The following is a 14,500-nucleotide window of genomic DNA, read 5'->3' as shown; positions in this document are numbered from 1 at the left end:
CCGTCGCACCGAGGCAGCCCGCCCGCCGGGCAGGCCACCTCGCGGTGCGCGGACCGCGACTACTCGACCGTGACCGACTTCGCGAGGTTGCGCGGCTGATCGACGTCGAGACCCTTCGCCGTCGCCAGCTCCATCGCGAAGATGTGGAGCGGGATGACGGCGAGCAGCGGTTCGAAGAGCGGGCCGGCGAGCGGGATCGGGATGACCTCGTCTGCCGAGGGCAGGACGGCTGCATCGCCCTGTTCGGCGATCGCGATGACGCGTGCACCGCGGGCGCGGATCTCCTCGATGGTGGAGATGACCTTCGGGTGCAGGATCGCCGAACCACGCGGGCTCGGAACGACGACGAAGACCGGCTGGCCGGGCTCGATGAGCGCGATCGGGCCGTGCTTCAGCTCGCCGCCGGCGAAGCCCTCGGCGTGGATGTACGCGAGCTCCTTGAGTTTGAGTGCACCCTCGAGCGCGATCGGGTAGCCGACGTGACGACCGAGGAACAGCACAGCCCTGGAATCGGCCATCCAGTGGGCGAGCTGCGCGATCTTCTCCGAAGCACCGAGGATGCTCGAGATCTTGTCGGGGATGGCCTGCAGCTCGGAGACCTGCTCCGTGAGGTAGGTCGGGGTCTGCGTGCCGCGGACCCGCGAGAGGTGCAGCGCGAAGAGGTAGAGCGCGGTGATCTGCGCGGTGAACGCCTTCGTCGACGCGACCGCGACCTCCGGGCCGGCGTGCGTGTACACGACGGCGTCGGACTCGCGCGCGATCGTCGCTCCCTGCGTGTTGCAGATGGACAGGGTCTTCGCACCGGCCTCGCTGGCGAACCGCACGGCCATGAGGGTGTCCATCGTCTCGCCCGACTGGCTCACCGAGATGACGAGGGTCTTGGCGTCGATCACCGGATCGCGGTAGCGGAACTCGTGGCTGAGCTCCACCGTGACAGGGATACCGGCCCACCGCTCGATCGCGTAGGTGCCGACCGTTCCGGCGTACGCCGCTGTGCCGCACGCGATGATGACGATGCGGTTGATGTCGAGGAAGAGCTCGTCGAGTCCCTCCAGCTCGGGGATGACGACCTGACCGCCCTCGACGCGTCCGCGGATCGTGTTCGCGACCGCGTCCGGCTCCTCACTGATCTCCTTCGCCATGAAGCTCGACCAGCCACCCTTGTCGGCGGCGGAAGCGTCCCACTGGATCTCGAACGGCGAGGTTTCGACCGGAGCGCCGAAGAAGTCGGTGACGGTCACCTCGTCGGGGGTGATCACGACCATCTGGTCCTGACCGATCGCAAGGGCGCGCTGCGTGTACTGCACGAACGCGGCGACGTCGGAACCGAGGAAGTTCTCGCCCTCGCCCAAGCCGATCACGAGTGGCGAGTTGCGACGCGCTCCGATGACGACGCCCGGCAGATCCTGGTGCATCGCGAGGAGCGTGAACGCGCCGTCGAGGCGGACGACGACTCGGCGGAAGGCCTCCGTGAGGTCGCCGGTCGAGCGGTACTCGCGCCCGATCAGGACCGCCGCGATCTCGGTGTCGGTGTCGCTCTCGAAGGTGAACCCGTCGGCGAGCAGTTCAGCGCGCAGCTCGGCGAAGTTCTCGATGATCCCGTTGTGGATGAGGGCGAGTCGGCCGTCGTCGCCCAGGTGCGGGTGCGCGTTGCGGTCGGTCGGTCCGCCGTGGGTCGCCCACCGCGTGTGGCCGATTCCGGTCGAGCCCGGCGCGATCGGATCGGCGGCCAGGTTCTCGGTGAGCACGGCGAGCTTGCCCGCGCGCTTGCGGGTGTTCAGGGTGCCGGTGGCGTCGAGCACGGCGATGCCGGCAGAGTCGTAGCCCCGGTACTCGAGCCGTTTGAGGCCACCCATCAGGACGTCCACCGTCTTGTCGTTGCCGACGTATCCCACGATTCCACACATATGGACGAGCATAATCGGCGGGATTTTGCGAGGATCATGCACCAATACGCGCTTGCAGCGAACCGTCAGCGTTCGAGCGCCCGGAGCGCCAACCATGCCGCGGCGCGATCGTCCGGGTCGGCCATGGAGAGCCCGGTGAGCTCCTCGATCCTGCCGATGCGGCTCCGCAGCGTCTGCCGATGGATCCCGAGCGCCTCCGCCGTGATGCCCCAAGCGCCGTCATCGACGAGATATCGGCGCAGCGTCCTGGTGAGCTCACCGTGCTCACCGCCTTCCATGAGCGGATCGAGGACGGACCGGAGCTCGCGGGTGGCCGACGCGTCGAGCCGGTCGAACACGTACCCGATCGTCGGCAGCGCCCGGTACCGGACGACGATCCGGTCACCGACACTCGCCTCGTGCGCCTGCTCGGCCTGCCGCGCCGAGCGCCCGAGTGCGTCGAGCGGGGCAGGATCCCCCACCCCGAGGCGGATCGGGGTCGCGGCGGTCTGGGCGAAGCCCTGCACACGGTCGATGAGGTCCGCCGTCCGATCCTCCCGGAGGAAGCCCGTCAAGACGCCCTGTCGTACCGTCATGATCTGGGCGCAACCGAGTTCGTCGAACCAGCGGCTGGCGACGCGCTCCACATCGACCGTCTTCGATCGCGAGGACAGCGTGAACGCGACCAGCTGCTCCTCCCGCACCCCCCATCGGCCGAGGAGCTCGATGATCTGCTCCGGGGCACCGTCGATCAGGGTGTCGACGAGCAGGTCGCGCCCGAGACGTTCGGCGACCGAGTGATCGTGTGTCCGGAGGACGAGGTCGAGGAGAGCCGCTGCCTGGGCCGCCAGCGACCGCACGCGACTGAACCCGCCCTCCCGGGAGGAGATGACGAGGTAGGCCGCGAGCTCCTCGCCGAGCCCGATCGGATGCACTTGGAGCCCCGGGTGCCGGATGCGGATCGGCCGGTTGAAGGCGACCGCCGTCGCATCCTGGACATGCAGGGCCCCGGCACCGGCACTCGAGATCGTCTGCCCGTGGTCGTCGAGCAGGACCGCCCACCCGTCTATCCGGCTCGCGAGTTCGGCGACGATGGCACCGACACCGCCGCGCCGGGCGACCTGGGTGAGCACCCGGGTTCCCGTGGCGACGAGCCGGTCCTCAGCCGCCTGGTCGCCGGCCAGGATCGCCTCGATCCGCAGCGACGCGAGCGACGGGTCCTCGAGGCACCAGAGCACGGTCGCGCCGACATCGAGGAGGGCGCCGATCTCGGACGGCGTCTCATCACCCGAGGCCGGTTCCTGGCACAGCACCACGGCGGCAGCGAGCGCGTCCCGTCGCGCCCCTCCGTCGTGGAGGACTCCCTCGATACCGGTCGGCGTGCCGGTCACGATGGACGTGAACGAAGGGTGGGAACGCACGGCCAGCGCCTCGATGTCGACGATCTGATCGACCGGCGCGGTCCCGGGGACGGAACCCGCCTCCAGCCGACCGCCGAGCATCCGGACGATCGAGTCGAGGTCGCGAGCCATGGGCCCAGTGTACGAGATGTCGATCAGACGTCGCAGATCCACACTTTCGCACAGTGCACGGATGCAGCGTCCTCCCTACCATCGTCCCTGACCCACCACCGCCGCAGGAGGCCCCCGATGAAAGCCGTCGTCTTCCGTTCCCCCGAACAGCCGATCGAGTACACCGATGTCGACCTCTCGGCGCCGCGCGCCGGCGAGGTCCGCGTCCGTATCGCCGCCGCCGGGGTCTGCCACTCCGACCTGCACGTGAAGCGTGGCGAGTGGGATGCCGCCGCTCCGCTCGTGATGGGTCACGAGGGCTCGGGCGTCGTCCAGGAACTCGGTGAGGGCGTCACCTCGCTCTCGGTCGGCGACCACGTGGTGCTGTCCTGGGTCCCGCCGTGCGGCGAGTGCCGCTACTGCCGCTCCGGCCACGAGGCACGGTGTCAGAAGGTGGCGACGGTCGTCGCTCCGAAGGGCGTCCTCTTCGACGGCACCTCCCGCCTGTCCCAGGGCGGCGAGCTGGTCCACCACTACCTCGGCGTCTCCTCCTTCGCGGAGGAGGTCGTCGTCCCGGCGTCCGGAGCGATCAAGGTCCGTGACGACGCACCACTCGACGTCGTGGCCCTCGTCGGCTGTGCGGTCGCCACCGGTGTCGGCGCCGTGCTCAACACGGCGGCCGTCGAGCCCGGCGCCACCGTCGTGGTCATCGGGTGCGGCGGTGTCGGGCTCAACGTCGTGCAGGGGGCGAAGCTCGCCGGTGCCGAACGCATCATCGCCGTCGACGTCCGCGACGACAAGACCCTCCTCGCCGCCCAGTTCGGTGCGACGGACCGCATCAACGCAGCCGAGGTCGACGCGGTCGACGCGCTCTTCGAACTCCTGCCCGACGGCGCCGACTACGCGTTCGACGCGATCGGCCGCACGACCACGACGGAGCAGGCGATCCGCATGCTGGGCCTCGGTGGCGCGGCAGTGATCGTCGGTCTCCCACCGACCGGCGCGAAGGCCTCGTTCGAGCCGCTCGTCCTCGCCGAGGCCGACCAGCGGATCCTCGGATCGAACTACGGCAGCGTCCGCCCGTCGATCGACATCCCCGCCCTCGTCGATCGGTACATGGACGGCCAGCTCATGCTCGATCCGCTCGTCTCCTCGAGGCGCCCCCTCGCCGAGGCCGCTGAAGCGTTCGACGACCTCGAGTCGGGTGGCGCCCTCCGCACCCTCCTCATCCCCTGATCCACCGGCCCGTCCGGTACCGGGCTCAGCCCGGCACACACCGGCGGGGTCGACGCCCTCCCCCACACGGTGTCGGCCTCGCCGTTCCACCCACCCCACCCACCCCGAAGCTGCACCACGACTCATTGGAGAGCCAGCCATGTCCTCTCGCACCGCCTCCGCGTCATCGGACTCCCCCTCCGGCGCATCAGCACGACCGACCGATGCCGGCCTCCGCCGCGGTGTGATGAGCGGCCCGGAACTCGCCGCCCAAGCGATCGCCAACATCGCGCCGAGCGCGGTCATCGCGTTCACCGCCGCCGCGATCTACCTCGGGGCCGGAAACGGCACCGTCCTGTCGTTCGTCCTCGCCACCATCGTCATCCTGAGCGTCGGCTACTGCGTCGCGGTGTTCGCGAGACGCCACGCCTCCGCCGGCTCGCTCTACACCTACGTGTCCAAGGGCCTCGGGCCGTTCGGCGCCTATCTCGCCGGCATCACCCTCCTCATCGGATGTTGGGGCATCGCGGCCGGGTCACTCGGCGGATCGATCTCCTACGTCGGACAGTTCCTCGTCCTCATCGGGGTGCCGTTCGACGGCCCGATCGCCTGGATCGTGCTCGCCGTCGTCCTCGGAGGCTTGGCGACGCTCTTCACGATCCGCGGCATCCGGCTCTCGGCACGAGTGTCCCTGGTGCTGGAACTGGTGTCGATCACGATCATCCTGGTGCTCCTCGTGCTCGCTCTCGTCTGGGCAGGTCCGCGCGCCTGGGATCCGGCGCAGTTCTCGCTCGAGGGCGTGCCGTTCCAGGGAGTCGCCGCCGGCATGGTGCTCGGCATCCTCGGGTTCGTGGGCTTCTCCTCTGCGGACGCGCTCGGCAGAGAGGCCCGCAACCCGTACGTCGCGATCCCCCGTGCGATCATGTGGAGCGCCGTGACCGTCGGCGTCCTCTACGTCTTCGCCGCATACACCCAGGTCGTCGTCCTCGGCGCAGGGCTGGGCGAATCGGCCAACCCGCTTGAGGACATCGCGAGCGCCATCGGCATGCCGAGCTGGTTCTCCCCCGTCCTGACGCTCGGCGTCGGCGCCTCGTTCTTCGCCGTCGTCGTCGCCCCGCTGAACGTCGTCGGCCGCATCGTCTACGTGATGGGCAAGGAAGGCGTGGTCCCGGAACGCTTCGGTCGCACGCACGACCGTCACCTCACACCTCACCGGGTGCTGCTCATCGCCGGCCCCACGGCGATCCTGCTCGACATCGTCCTGCTCGCGAGCGGCGTCGACCCGATGTCGATCGTCGTGTGGGTCGACACCTACGGCACGTACGGCTACATGGTCGCGTACGCGCTCGTCGCGATCGCCTGCGTCGTCTACACGCGCCGCGAAGGGATGCGGAACGGCCTCGTGTGGGTCTGCGCGGTCATCGCCGTGCTGAGCATGGTCTACGTCTTCTTCGCCAACGTGTACCCGGTGCCCGCGTTCCCGCTCAACATCATCCCCTACCTGTTCCTCGCCACCCTCGCGGTCGCGATCGCCTGGTACGCGTACCTCGCGAAGCGTCGGCCGGAGGTCATCCGGAACATCGGCAACACCGAGACCGACCAGCTCGAGGGTGTCGGATAGCCTCCAGCCTGTTCGCCACGACGACGCCCTCCGCCCGGATGTCCGGCCGGAGGGCGTCGTCGTGGCGAACGGCCGAGGTCCTGCGTCAGAGTTTCCTGAGCAGGACGGAGGAGACCGTGTGGTCGGAGTCCTTGCGGAGGACGAGCTTCGCCCGGGAGCGGGTCGGTCGGATGTTCTCGAGCAGGTTCGGCTCGTTGATCGACCGCCAGAAACCGCGCGCCTGATCGGCGGCCTCCTCGTCGGACAGGTCCGCGAACACGTTGAAGAAGGAGTTCGGGTTCGAGAACGCGCCCCGTTTCAGCGCCATGAAGCGGTCGACGTACCAGGACTCGATGTCGCGTGTGCGGGCGTCCACGTAGATGCTGAAGTCGAACAGGTCGCTGATCGCGAGTCCGCTCGCCGTGGCGGCCGGCTGCAGCACGTTCAGTCCCTCGACGATGAGGACGTCGGGTCGGCGCACGACCACCTGCGCGGTCGGGATGATGTCGTACCGCAGGTGCGAATAGAACGGTGCCCGGACCTCGGCGGCTCCGCTCTTCACCTCGGTGATGAACCGGAGGAGGGAACGGCGGTCGTAGGACTCCGGGAAGCCTTTGCGGTCCATGATGCCCCGACGCTCGAGCTCCTCGTTCGGGTACAGGAATCCGTCGGTGGTGACGAGTTCGACCCGTGGGGTGTCGGGCCAGCGCGACAGGAGCTCTCGGAGCAGCCGCGCGATCGTCGACTTCCCCACGGCCACCGAACCGGCGACGCCGATGACGAACGGCGTCCGCAACGCCTGGTCGCCGATGAACTGACTCGTCGATCGCCCGAGGTCCTGCGTGCCTTTCGCGTAGAGGCTCAGCAGCTTGCTGAGCGGCACGTAGACCTCTTCCACCTCACGCATGTCCAGTCGGTCGCCGAGGCCACGGATCTGCACGACCTCGGTCTCGCTCAGCGGGGTGGCCATCGCCGGAGCGAGTCTCGCCCATTCCGCGCGGTCGATCTCCACGTAGGGCGTCGCCTGCCCGGACGGGGCACCAGTCGTCGAAGTCATGCGATCACTCTTCCACAGCTGAACGGCCGGGGTGCCTCAGATGGCGAGGCGGGCCCGGACGACGTCTGCGAGCTGATGCGCCAGGCGGTCGGCCGTCGGCTGGTCTGCGGCCTCCACCATCACGCGGACGAGCGGCTCGGTCCCCGACGGACGCAGCAGCACACGGCCCTCGTCACCGAGCTCCGCTTCCGCGGCACGCACAGCGGCGTCGACGACCTCGTCTCCGACGAGTCGGTTGCGGTCGACACCGGTGACGTTCACCAGGATCTGCGGGTACACCTGCATGACCGATGCGAGTTCGGCGAGCGTCTTCCCCGTGCGAGCCATCTCGCTCACCAGGTGAAGCCCGGTGAGGATGCCGTCACCGGTCGTCGCGTACTCGGCCATGATCACGTGTCCGGACTGCTCGCCACCGAGCGAGTACCCGTGCTCGTTCATGGACTCGAGCACGTAGCGGTCGCCGACACTCGTCTGGATGACCCGGATCCCGTGCTCGCGCATGGCGACATGGAGTCCGAGGTTGCTCATCACCGTGGCGACGAGGGTGTCGTCCTTGAGTTTGCCCCGCTCCTGCATCGAGACGGCGAGGATCGCCATGATCTGGTCGCCGTCGATGATCCGGCCGTCGGCGTCGACCGCGAGGCAGCGGTCCGCGTCGCCGTCGTGCGCGATGCCGAGGTCGGCACCGTGCTCGAGCACGGCCTTCGAGAGCTGGTCGAGGTGCGTGGAACCGACACCGTCGTTGATGTTCATGCCATCGGGATCGTTGCCGATGATGGTGACCCGGGCTCCTGCGTCACGGAAGGTCTCGGGTGAGACGCCGGCCGCTGCACCGTGGGCGCAATCGAGCACGACGTGGATCCCGTCGAGACGGTGCGGCAGACTGCCGAGCAGGTGCACGACGTAGCGGTCCTCGGCGTCGGCGAAGCGTCGGATGCGTCCGACGTCGGCACCGGTGGGGCTGAGCTTGGGGCGGTCGAGGTACTCCTCGATGCGCTGCTCCACGACGTCGGGGAGCTTGGTGCCGCCGCGGGCGAAGATCTTGATCCCGTTGTCGGGGGCGGGGTTGTGCGAGGCGGAGATCATCACACCGAAGTCGGCGTCGATGTCGGCGATGAGGAAGGCGGTCGCCGGAGTCGGCAGGACGCCGGCCTCGAGCACGTCGACGCCAGAGGACGCCAGGCCCGCCGCGACGGCGGCGGACAGGAACTCGCCGGAGATGCGGGGGTCGCGTGCGAGCACGGCGACGGGACGCTTCCCGGCGGCACGGCGGGCCTCAGCACTACGGCCTTGCCCAAGCACCACTGCGGTGGCTTGGGCAAGGCCGAGAGCGAGGTCTGCCGTCAGGTCGGCGTTCGCGAGACCGCGAACACCGTCGGTACCAAACAGCTGAGGCATGTAGCTTCGCTTGATCCGAGCGCGATTAGCGCTTCGAGAACTGCGGAGCCTTACGGGCCTTCTTGAGTCCAGCCTTCTTGCGCTCCTTGACGCGAGCGTCGCGGGAGAGGAAGCCGGCCTTCTTCAGGGTGGCGCGGTTGTTCTCTTCGTCGATCTGGTTGAGCGAACGAGCGATGCCGAGGCGCAGCGCGCCGGCCTGACCCGAGGGGCCACCACCGGAGATGCGCGCGATGACGTCGTAGCCGCCGGCCAGGTCGAGGACCGTGAACGGGTCGTTGATCAGCTGCTGGTGCAGCTTGTTGGGGAAGTAGTCCTCGAGCGTGCGGCCGTTGACCGTGATGGTGCCGTTGCCGGGGATGAGGCGCACGCGGGCGATGGCCTGCTTGCGACGGCCGACAGCCGCGCCGGGGACGCTGAGCACGGCGCGAGGCGCGGTGACTGCTGCTTCAGCAGGCGTCTCGGTGGAGTAGCTCTGCGGGGTCTCTTCGATGGAATCTGCGATGTTCGCCACTGTAAAATCCTTTTTTCTTGGTCCGGTGCTTACTGGGCGACCTGGTCGAGCGTGAACGGCTTGGGCTGCTGAGCTGCGTGAGGGTGCTCGCTGCCGGTGTAGACCTTGAGCTTCTTCAGCTGGTCGCGGCCGAGGGTGTTCTTCGGCAGCATGCCGCGGATCGCCTTCTCGACGGCGCGGATCGGGTTCTTCTCGAGGAGCTCGGAGTAGGTGACCGCCGAGAGGCCGCCCGGGTAACCGGAGTGGCGGTAGGCCTTCTTCTGGAGCGCCTTGGAGCCGGTGAGGGCGACCTTGTCGGCGTTGACGATGATGACGAAGTCGCCACTGTCGAGGTGGGGTGCGAAGGTCGCCTTGTGCTTGCCGCGCAGGAGCGCTGCTGCCTGGCTGGCGAGGCGGCCGAGGACCACGTCGGTGGCGTCGATGACGACCCAGTCGTGCGTGATCTCACTGGCCTTCGGGGAATACGTGCGCGTCACAATAGTGCTGCTTTCTGGTCGGAGTTGGTCGTTCGTGAATCCCGCTCCTGTTGGGTGTTCCGATCGGAACGCCCGAGGTGGAGGGCTCAACTTCGGGTACCACACCGCAGAAGGTGCAGGTACCAACGGGAGAGTCTACGCGAGGACTCTCCTTCGGTCAATTCAGCTCAGCGGCTGCTCAGTCAGCGGCCGCGGCCACGTGCCCGTGGTGACGACGCTGTCGGGTCTCGGAGGCGCGGGCCTGCAGCAGACCGAGTTCGGGGTAGCCGACCTGCACGAGGGTCAGCCCACGAGCCGGCATCACCCGGAAGTCGACCTGCCGTTTTCCACCGTCACGGAGCCGGGTGACCTCGGCGAGCGTCATGCGCCCCTCACCGACGGCGACACAGGCACCGACGAGCGACCGCACCATGCTGTGGCAGAACGCGTCGGCGGTGAGACTCGCGACGAGCACGCCCGTCTCATCACGTTCCCAGGAGAACGCCTGCAGCGTCCGGATGGTCGTCGCGCGGGGGCGAGGTTTGCAGTACGCCTGGAAGTCGTGGAGTCCGACGAGCGAGGCGGCGGCGGCCGCGAGCACCTCGACGTCGAGGTCCGACGTCGTCCAACTGGTCGTCCGTCGGAGCAGTGGATCCTTCCGCACACCGGCATCGGCGAGCCGATAGCGGTAGTGACGCCAGACCGCGGAGAAGCGCGCGTCGAAACCGTCTGGCGCAGGCTCCGCACGATGGATCACGACGTCGCGTTCCATGCCGAGCACGCCGTTCAACCGGCGCGCGAGCAGTTCGCTCGGCGACGCGAGCTTCGGCGACTCCTCTCCCAGCTCCGCATCCTTGCCCTGCATCCGCATGATCTTCGCGAGCTGGGGTTCGTTGAGGTCGAGGTGCACCACCTGCCCGGTCGCGTGCACCCCCGTGTCGGTGCGACCGGCGACGACGAAGCGCGGCATCGGCGGCACGGTCTTGCTCAACACCAACCGCAGTGCCCCTTCGAGCACCCCCTCGACCGTGCGGAGCCCCGGCTGCTTCGCCCACCCGGCGAAATCGGTACCGTCGTAGGCGATCTCCAGACGGAACCGCTGCGTCGGCAGCGGATCAGCGGCAACGGGCGCCAGGGTCTCAGCGCTCACGGACGTACGCCAGCTCACGGGTCGTGGCGACGAAGCCCTGACGCTCGTACAGGCCGAGGGCACCCGTCGGGCTCGCGGTGTCGACCTCGAGGGTCGCGCGCTCGAGCCCGGCGGCCTGGATCCGCTCGAGTGCCGCTGCGAGCAAGGCGGGCGCCAGACGGCGCCCACGCCAGTCACGCACCGTTCCGACGAGCGCGATGTACGCGCTCGTGAACCCCTGGGCGCCCCAGCTCTCCTCGTCGACCTCCGCGAGGGTGAACCCCACGACACGGTCCGTCTCGTCCACCGCGATCACCGAGAGCTCGTCACGGAAGTGCGCGCCGCCGACGAACTGCTGCCACATCGCCGGGACCGTTTCGAGGCTGCCCCAGTGGTCACGGAAGGAGTCGTTTCGAGCCAGACGGGTCCGCTCGGCGAACGCCTCGTCGAACTGCACGAGACGCACACCGTCCGGCGTCTCGATCGCGTCGATCGGAGCATGGAGGTCGCGCTCCATGAGCGTGAAGTACCGTGCCACCTCGAAGCCGAAGCGGTCGAAGAGTCGCGCGCCACTCGCGTTGTGCTCGTCGACGTAGGCACGAGACGACGTGGGGGCTGAACCCTCGACCGAAGCGAGCTGCTGCTCGGATCGGGTGAGGGACCAACCGAGCACGAGCCGACCGATACCGCGGCCGCGCCAGGCGGGATGGACGCCACCGAAGACGTAGGAGTACACCGAGACGTCGCGAGACGGCGCGAGCACCACCATCGCGAAGGCCACGACCTCGCCCTCCGCAGACAGCGCCAACAGGCTGTCGGAGGCCATGTCGATCCACTCGTGGTCGAACTCGTCGGCGATCTCGTCGCGCCCCGTCACCCGGTGCGGGTTGTCGAATGGATCCATCGCCCGGCAGAGCGCGACGAGTGCATCGATGTCGGACCGGTCCGCAGCCCGCCAGACGGCGATGTCGGGATGCTGCGGGAGGGCAGGCTGACCGGCCGGGACGACGGAGTTGGTGCTCATGGTCTCCAGCCTAGAACACCCCACGGAGACGCGCCGGGACGATGGAACCCCGCCCTCCGAGGGGAGAGCGGGGTTCCGATGAAACGGTGCGGAGGACTACTTGGTCTCCTCCGCGGGAGCCTCAGCAGCGTCCTCGGCCGTGGCCGAGGCGTCGTCGGTCTCGGTCGCCTCGACTGCCTCAGCAGCCTCGGTCTCGGCCTCGACGGCGGTCTCCTCGACCGGAGCCTCTTCGGCCGGAGCCGCAGCGTGCTTCGCAGCCGACTTGGCCGGCTTGGCCTTCGGCGTGACGGGCTCGAGGACGAGCTCGATCACGGCCATCGGAGCGTTGTCGCCCTTCCGGTAACCGGTCTTGATGATGCGCGTGTAGCCACCCTGACGGTCGGCGACGAGCGGCGCGATCTCCGTGAAGAGCTCGTGCACGACGCTCTTGTCGGTGATGGTCGCGAGCACACGACGACGAGCGTGCAGGTCGCCACGCTTCGCGAAGGTGATCAGGCGCTCAGCGAGCGGACGCAGGCGCTTCGCCTTGGTCTCGGTGGTCTGGATGCGCTTGTGGGTGAACAGCGCAGCAGCGAGGTTGGCGAGCAGCAGACGCTCGTGGGCCGGGCCGCCTCCGAGGCGGGGTCCCTTGGTGGGAGTAGGCATTGTTGTCTCTCTTCAGGTTGGAAGTCGTAGGTGGAACGCGGGCTAGCCGGACGGAACCGTTAGACGGTCTCGTCGTCGTAGCCGCTGTAGAAGTGGGCGCCGTCGAACCCGGGGACCGAGTCCTTCAGCGAGAGGCCCATTTCGGTGAGCTTGTCGCGAACCTCATCCACGGACTTCTGACCGAAGTTGCGGATGTTCATGAGCTGCGTCTCCGACAGCGCGACGAGCTCGCTGACGTTGTTGATGCCCTCGCGCTTCAGGCAGTTGTACGAGCGCACGGAGAGGTCGAGGTCCTCGATCGGGATCGAGAGCTCGCCCGGCAGGACGGCGTCGACCGGCGCGGGGCCGATCTCGATGCCCTCAGCAGCGGTGTTGAGCTCGCGGGCCAGGCCGAACAGCTCGGTCAGCGTGCGACCGGCCGACGCGATGGCGTCGCGCGGCGTGATCGCCGGCTTCGACTCCACGTCGACGACCAGACGGTCGAAGTCGGTGCGCTCACCGGCACGAGTCGCCTCGACGCGGTAGGTCACCTTGAGGACGGGCGAGTAGATCGAGTCGACCGGGATCTGACCGGCTTCGCTGAACTCGTTGCGGTTCTGCGTCGCCGACACGTAGCCGCGGCCACGCTCGATCGTGAGCTCGAGCTCGAACTTCGCCTTGTCGTTGAGCGTCGCGATGACGAGATCAGGGTTGTGCACCTCGACACCGGCCGGAGCCGAGATGTCGGCCGCGGTGACCTGGCCTGCGCCGGTCTTGCGGAGGTACGCCGTGATCGGCTCGTCGTGCTCGCTGGAGACGACGAGACCCTTGATGTTCAGGATGATCTCGGTGACGTCCTCCTTGACACCGGGGATCGTGCTGAACTCGTGCAGCACGCCGTCGATGCGGATGCTGGTGACCGCTGCGCCCGGGATGGACGACAGCAGGGTGCGACGGAGGGAGTTCCCGAGGGTGTACCCGAAGCCTGGCTCGAGCGGCTCGATGATGAACCGGCTGCGGAACTCCGAGATCGATTCTTCGGTGAGCGTAGGGCGCTGTGCGATGAGCACTATGGATTCCTTTCGGCTAAGTGTCCGCTATATGACACTTGCGTTGGCGAGGTATTGAGTTGTGTTCGCTGGCCCTGATCACCAGGACCATGCCCTGATCCGTCCGCGACGGTCTGACGACCATCGCGGACGGATCAGGGCTGGTGAACCGAAGGAATTAGACGCGGCGACGCTTCGGAGGGCGGCAGCCGTTGTGCGCCTGAGGCGTGACGTCGTTGATGGAACCGACCTCGAGGCCGGCAGCCTGCAGCGAACGGATCGCCGTCTCGCGACCGGAACCCGGTCCCTTGACGAAGACGTCCACCTTCTTCATGCCGTGCTCCTGCGCCTGACGCGCGGCCGACTCGGCGGCGAGCTGTGCGGCGAACGGGGTCGACTTGCGCGAACCCTTGAAGCCGACGCCACCGGACGAAGCCCAGCTGATGACCGCACCCGAGGGGTCGGTGATCGAGACGATCGTGTTGTTGAAGGTCGACTTGATGTGGGCCTGGCCCACGGCGACGTTCTTCTTTTCCTTCTTGCGCGGCTTCCGAACGGCCGACTTTGGTGCTGCCATGAATATCTCCTAAGTCCTGTGACGAGGCGACTAGGCGGGGCCTAGCGAGCCTTCTTCTTGCCGGCGACGGTGCGCTTCGGGCCCTTGCGGGTGCGCGCGTTGGTCTTGGTGCGCTGACCGCGGACGGGAAGTCCACGACGGTGGCGGATGCCCTGGTAGGACCCGATCTCGACCTTGCGGCGGATGTCGGCTGCGACCTCACGGCGCAGGTCACCCTCGACCTTGAAAGTGCCCTCGATGTAATCGCGGAGGGCGACCAGCTGGTCGTCGGTGAGGTCCTTCACGCGGATGTCTCCGCTGATGCCGGTGTCGGCGAGGGTCTTGAGTGACCGAGTGCGGCCAACACCGTAGATGTACGTCAGTGCAACTTCCACGCGCTTGTCGCGTGGGATGTCTACGCCGGCGAGACGTGCCATGGTGGCTTCTCCTAGGAGTTGTGGAGGTGTGGAGCGGTTCCGGTGCCC

General features: G+C 68.1%; 14 protein-coding genes. 2 read left to right on the top strand and 12 right to left on the bottom strand.

Annotation, left to right across the window (positions count from 1 at the left end):
- Window positions 1-59 precede the first annotated feature (59 nt).
- Window positions 60-1,907, bottom strand: a complete 1,848-nt coding sequence (gene glmS, locus KXS11_RS01205) for a glutamine--fructose-6-phosphate transaminase (isomerizing) (protein ID WP_437383628.1) — start codon at window positions 1,905-1,907, stop codon at window positions 60-62.
- 65 nt (window positions 1,908-1,972) lie between these two features.
- Window positions 1,973-3,418 (bottom strand): PucR family transcriptional regulator, encoded by a 1,446-nt coding sequence (locus tag KXS11_RS01200; RefSeq protein WP_437383627.1) that lies wholly within the window; start codon window positions 3,416-3,418, stop codon window positions 1,973-1,975.
- Window positions 3,419-3,535: 117 nt separating this feature from the next.
- On the opposite strand from KXS11_RS01200, the gene KXS11_RS01195 reads away from it, so the two are divergent.
- Both KXS11_RS01195 and KXS11_RS01190 read left to right on the top strand, forming a co-directional pair.
- Window positions 3,536-4,633, top strand: a complete 1,098-nt coding sequence (locus KXS11_RS01195; RefSeq protein ID WP_437383626.1) for an alcohol dehydrogenase catalytic domain-containing protein — start codon at window positions 3,536-3,538, stop codon at window positions 4,631-4,633.
- Between the two features lie 226 nt (window positions 4,634-4,859).
- The gene (locus tag KXS11_RS01190; RefSeq protein WP_437384117.1) at window positions 4,860-6,233 is read left to right on the top strand and encodes an APC family permease; all 1,374 of its coding nucleotides are present in this window, start codon (window positions 4,860-4,862) and stop codon (window positions 6,231-6,233) included.
- A gap of 85 nt (window positions 6,234-6,318) precedes the next feature.
- Here the strand turns inward: KXS11_RS01190 and coaA are convergent, their stop codons facing one another.
- From coaA to rpsM, 10 genes are all read right to left on the bottom strand, one after another.
- Window positions 6,319-7,269 carry a type I pantothenate kinase gene (gene coaA, locus KXS11_RS01185; RefSeq protein ID WP_437383625.1) on the bottom strand — a complete coding sequence of 317 codons (951 nt, stop codon included), beginning with the start codon at window positions 7,267-7,269 and terminating at the stop codon, window positions 6,319-6,321.
- 36 nt (window positions 7,270-7,305) lie between these two features.
- On the bottom strand, window positions 7,306-8,667 hold the full coding sequence (gene glmM / locus KXS11_RS01180; RefSeq protein WP_437383624.1) for a phosphoglucosamine mutase: 1,362 nt from the start codon (window positions 8,665-8,667) through the stop codon (window positions 7,306-7,308).
- A gap of 25 nt (window positions 8,668-8,692) precedes the next feature.
- On the bottom strand, window positions 8,693-9,178 hold the full coding sequence (rpsI, locus tag KXS11_RS01175) for a 30S ribosomal protein S9 (RefSeq protein WP_437383623.1): 486 nt from the start codon (window positions 9,176-9,178) through the stop codon (window positions 8,693-8,695).
- A gap of 29 nt (window positions 9,179-9,207) precedes the next feature.
- Window positions 9,208-9,654: a 50S ribosomal protein L13 gene (gene rplM, locus KXS11_RS01170; protein ID WP_437383622.1), complete on the bottom strand. Its 447-nt coding sequence runs from the start codon at window positions 9,652-9,654 to the stop codon at window positions 9,208-9,210.
- A gap of 178 nt (window positions 9,655-9,832) precedes the next feature.
- Window positions 9,833-10,783, bottom strand: a complete 951-nt coding sequence (gene truA / locus KXS11_RS01165) for a tRNA pseudouridine(38-40) synthase TruA (RefSeq protein ID WP_437383621.1) — start codon at window positions 10,781-10,783, stop codon at window positions 9,833-9,835.
- Window positions 10,773-11,786, bottom strand: a complete 1,014-nt coding sequence (locus KXS11_RS01160; RefSeq protein WP_437383620.1) for a GNAT family N-acetyltransferase — start codon at window positions 11,784-11,786, stop codon at window positions 10,773-10,775. The genes truA and KXS11_RS01160 overlap by 11 nt, the downstream gene beginning before the upstream one ends.
- A 96-nt stretch (window positions 11,787-11,882) precedes the next feature.
- Window positions 11,883-12,431: a 50S ribosomal protein L17 gene (rplQ, locus tag KXS11_RS01155; RefSeq protein WP_437383619.1), complete on the bottom strand. Its 549-nt coding sequence runs from the start codon at window positions 12,429-12,431 to the stop codon at window positions 11,883-11,885.
- A gap of 59 nt (window positions 12,432-12,490) precedes the next feature.
- Complete coding sequence (locus KXS11_RS01150; protein WP_347867143.1) at window positions 12,491-13,480, bottom strand: DNA-directed RNA polymerase subunit alpha; 990 nt, start codon at window positions 13,478-13,480, stop codon at window positions 12,491-12,493.
- Window positions 13,481-13,637: 157 nt separating this feature from the next.
- Window positions 13,638-14,036 carry a 30S ribosomal protein S11 gene (gene rpsK, locus KXS11_RS01145; protein ID WP_437383618.1) on the bottom strand — a complete coding sequence of 133 codons (399 nt, stop codon included), beginning with the start codon at window positions 14,034-14,036 and terminating at the stop codon, window positions 13,638-13,640.
- 41 nt (window positions 14,037-14,077) lie between these two features.
- Window positions 14,078-14,452 (bottom strand): 30S ribosomal protein S13, encoded by a 375-nt coding sequence (gene rpsM / locus KXS11_RS01140; protein WP_437383617.1) that lies wholly within the window; start codon window positions 14,450-14,452, stop codon window positions 14,078-14,080.
- Window positions 14,453-14,500 lie beyond the last annotated feature (48 nt).

This window comes from Plantibacter flavus, assembly GCF_051487245.1.
In the GTDB taxonomy this organism is placed as follows: Bacteria; Actinomycetota; Actinomycetes; order Actinomycetales; family Microbacteriaceae; genus Plantibacter; species Plantibacter flavus_B.
Note: the sequence above shows the minus strand (reverse complement) of the source record. Positions and strands in the feature narration are given on the sequence as shown.

Coding starts and splice junctions, on each gene's coding strand:
- rpsM (WP_437383617.1), bottom strand. CDS start 14,452: ATGGCACGTCTCGCCGGCGTAGACATCCCACGCGACAAGCGCGTGGAA.
- KXS11_RS01160 (WP_437383620.1), bottom strand. CDS start 11,786: ATGAGCACCAACTCCGTCGTCCCGGCCGGTCAGCCTGCCCTCCCGCAG.
- KXS11_RS01190 (WP_437384117.1), top strand. CDS start 4,860: ATGAGCGGCCCGGAACTCGCCGCCCAAGCGATCGCCAACATCGCGCCG.
- KXS11_RS01195 (WP_437383626.1), top strand. CDS start 3,536: ATGAAAGCCGTCGTCTTCCGTTCCCCCGAACAGCCGATCGAGTACACC.
- coaA (WP_437383625.1), bottom strand. CDS start 7,269: ATGACTTCGACGACTGGTGCCCCGTCCGGGCAGGCGACGCCCTACGTG.
- rpsK (WP_437383618.1), bottom strand. CDS start 14,036: ATGGCAGCACCAAAGTCGGCCGTTCGGAAGCCGCGCAAGAAGGAAAAG.
- glmS (WP_437383628.1), bottom strand. CDS start 1,907: ATGTGTGGAATCGTGGGATACGTCGGCAACGACAAGACGGTGGACGTC.
- glmM (WP_437383624.1), bottom strand. CDS start 8,667: ATGCCTCAGCTGTTTGGTACCGACGGTGTTCGCGGTCTCGCGAACGCC.
- KXS11_RS01200 (WP_437383627.1), bottom strand. CDS start 3,418: ATGGCTCGCGACCTCGACTCGATCGTCCGGATGCTCGGCGGTCGGCTG.
- rplQ (WP_437383619.1), bottom strand. CDS start 12,431: ATGCCTACTCCCACCAAGGGACCCCGCCTCGGAGGCGGCCCGGCCCAC.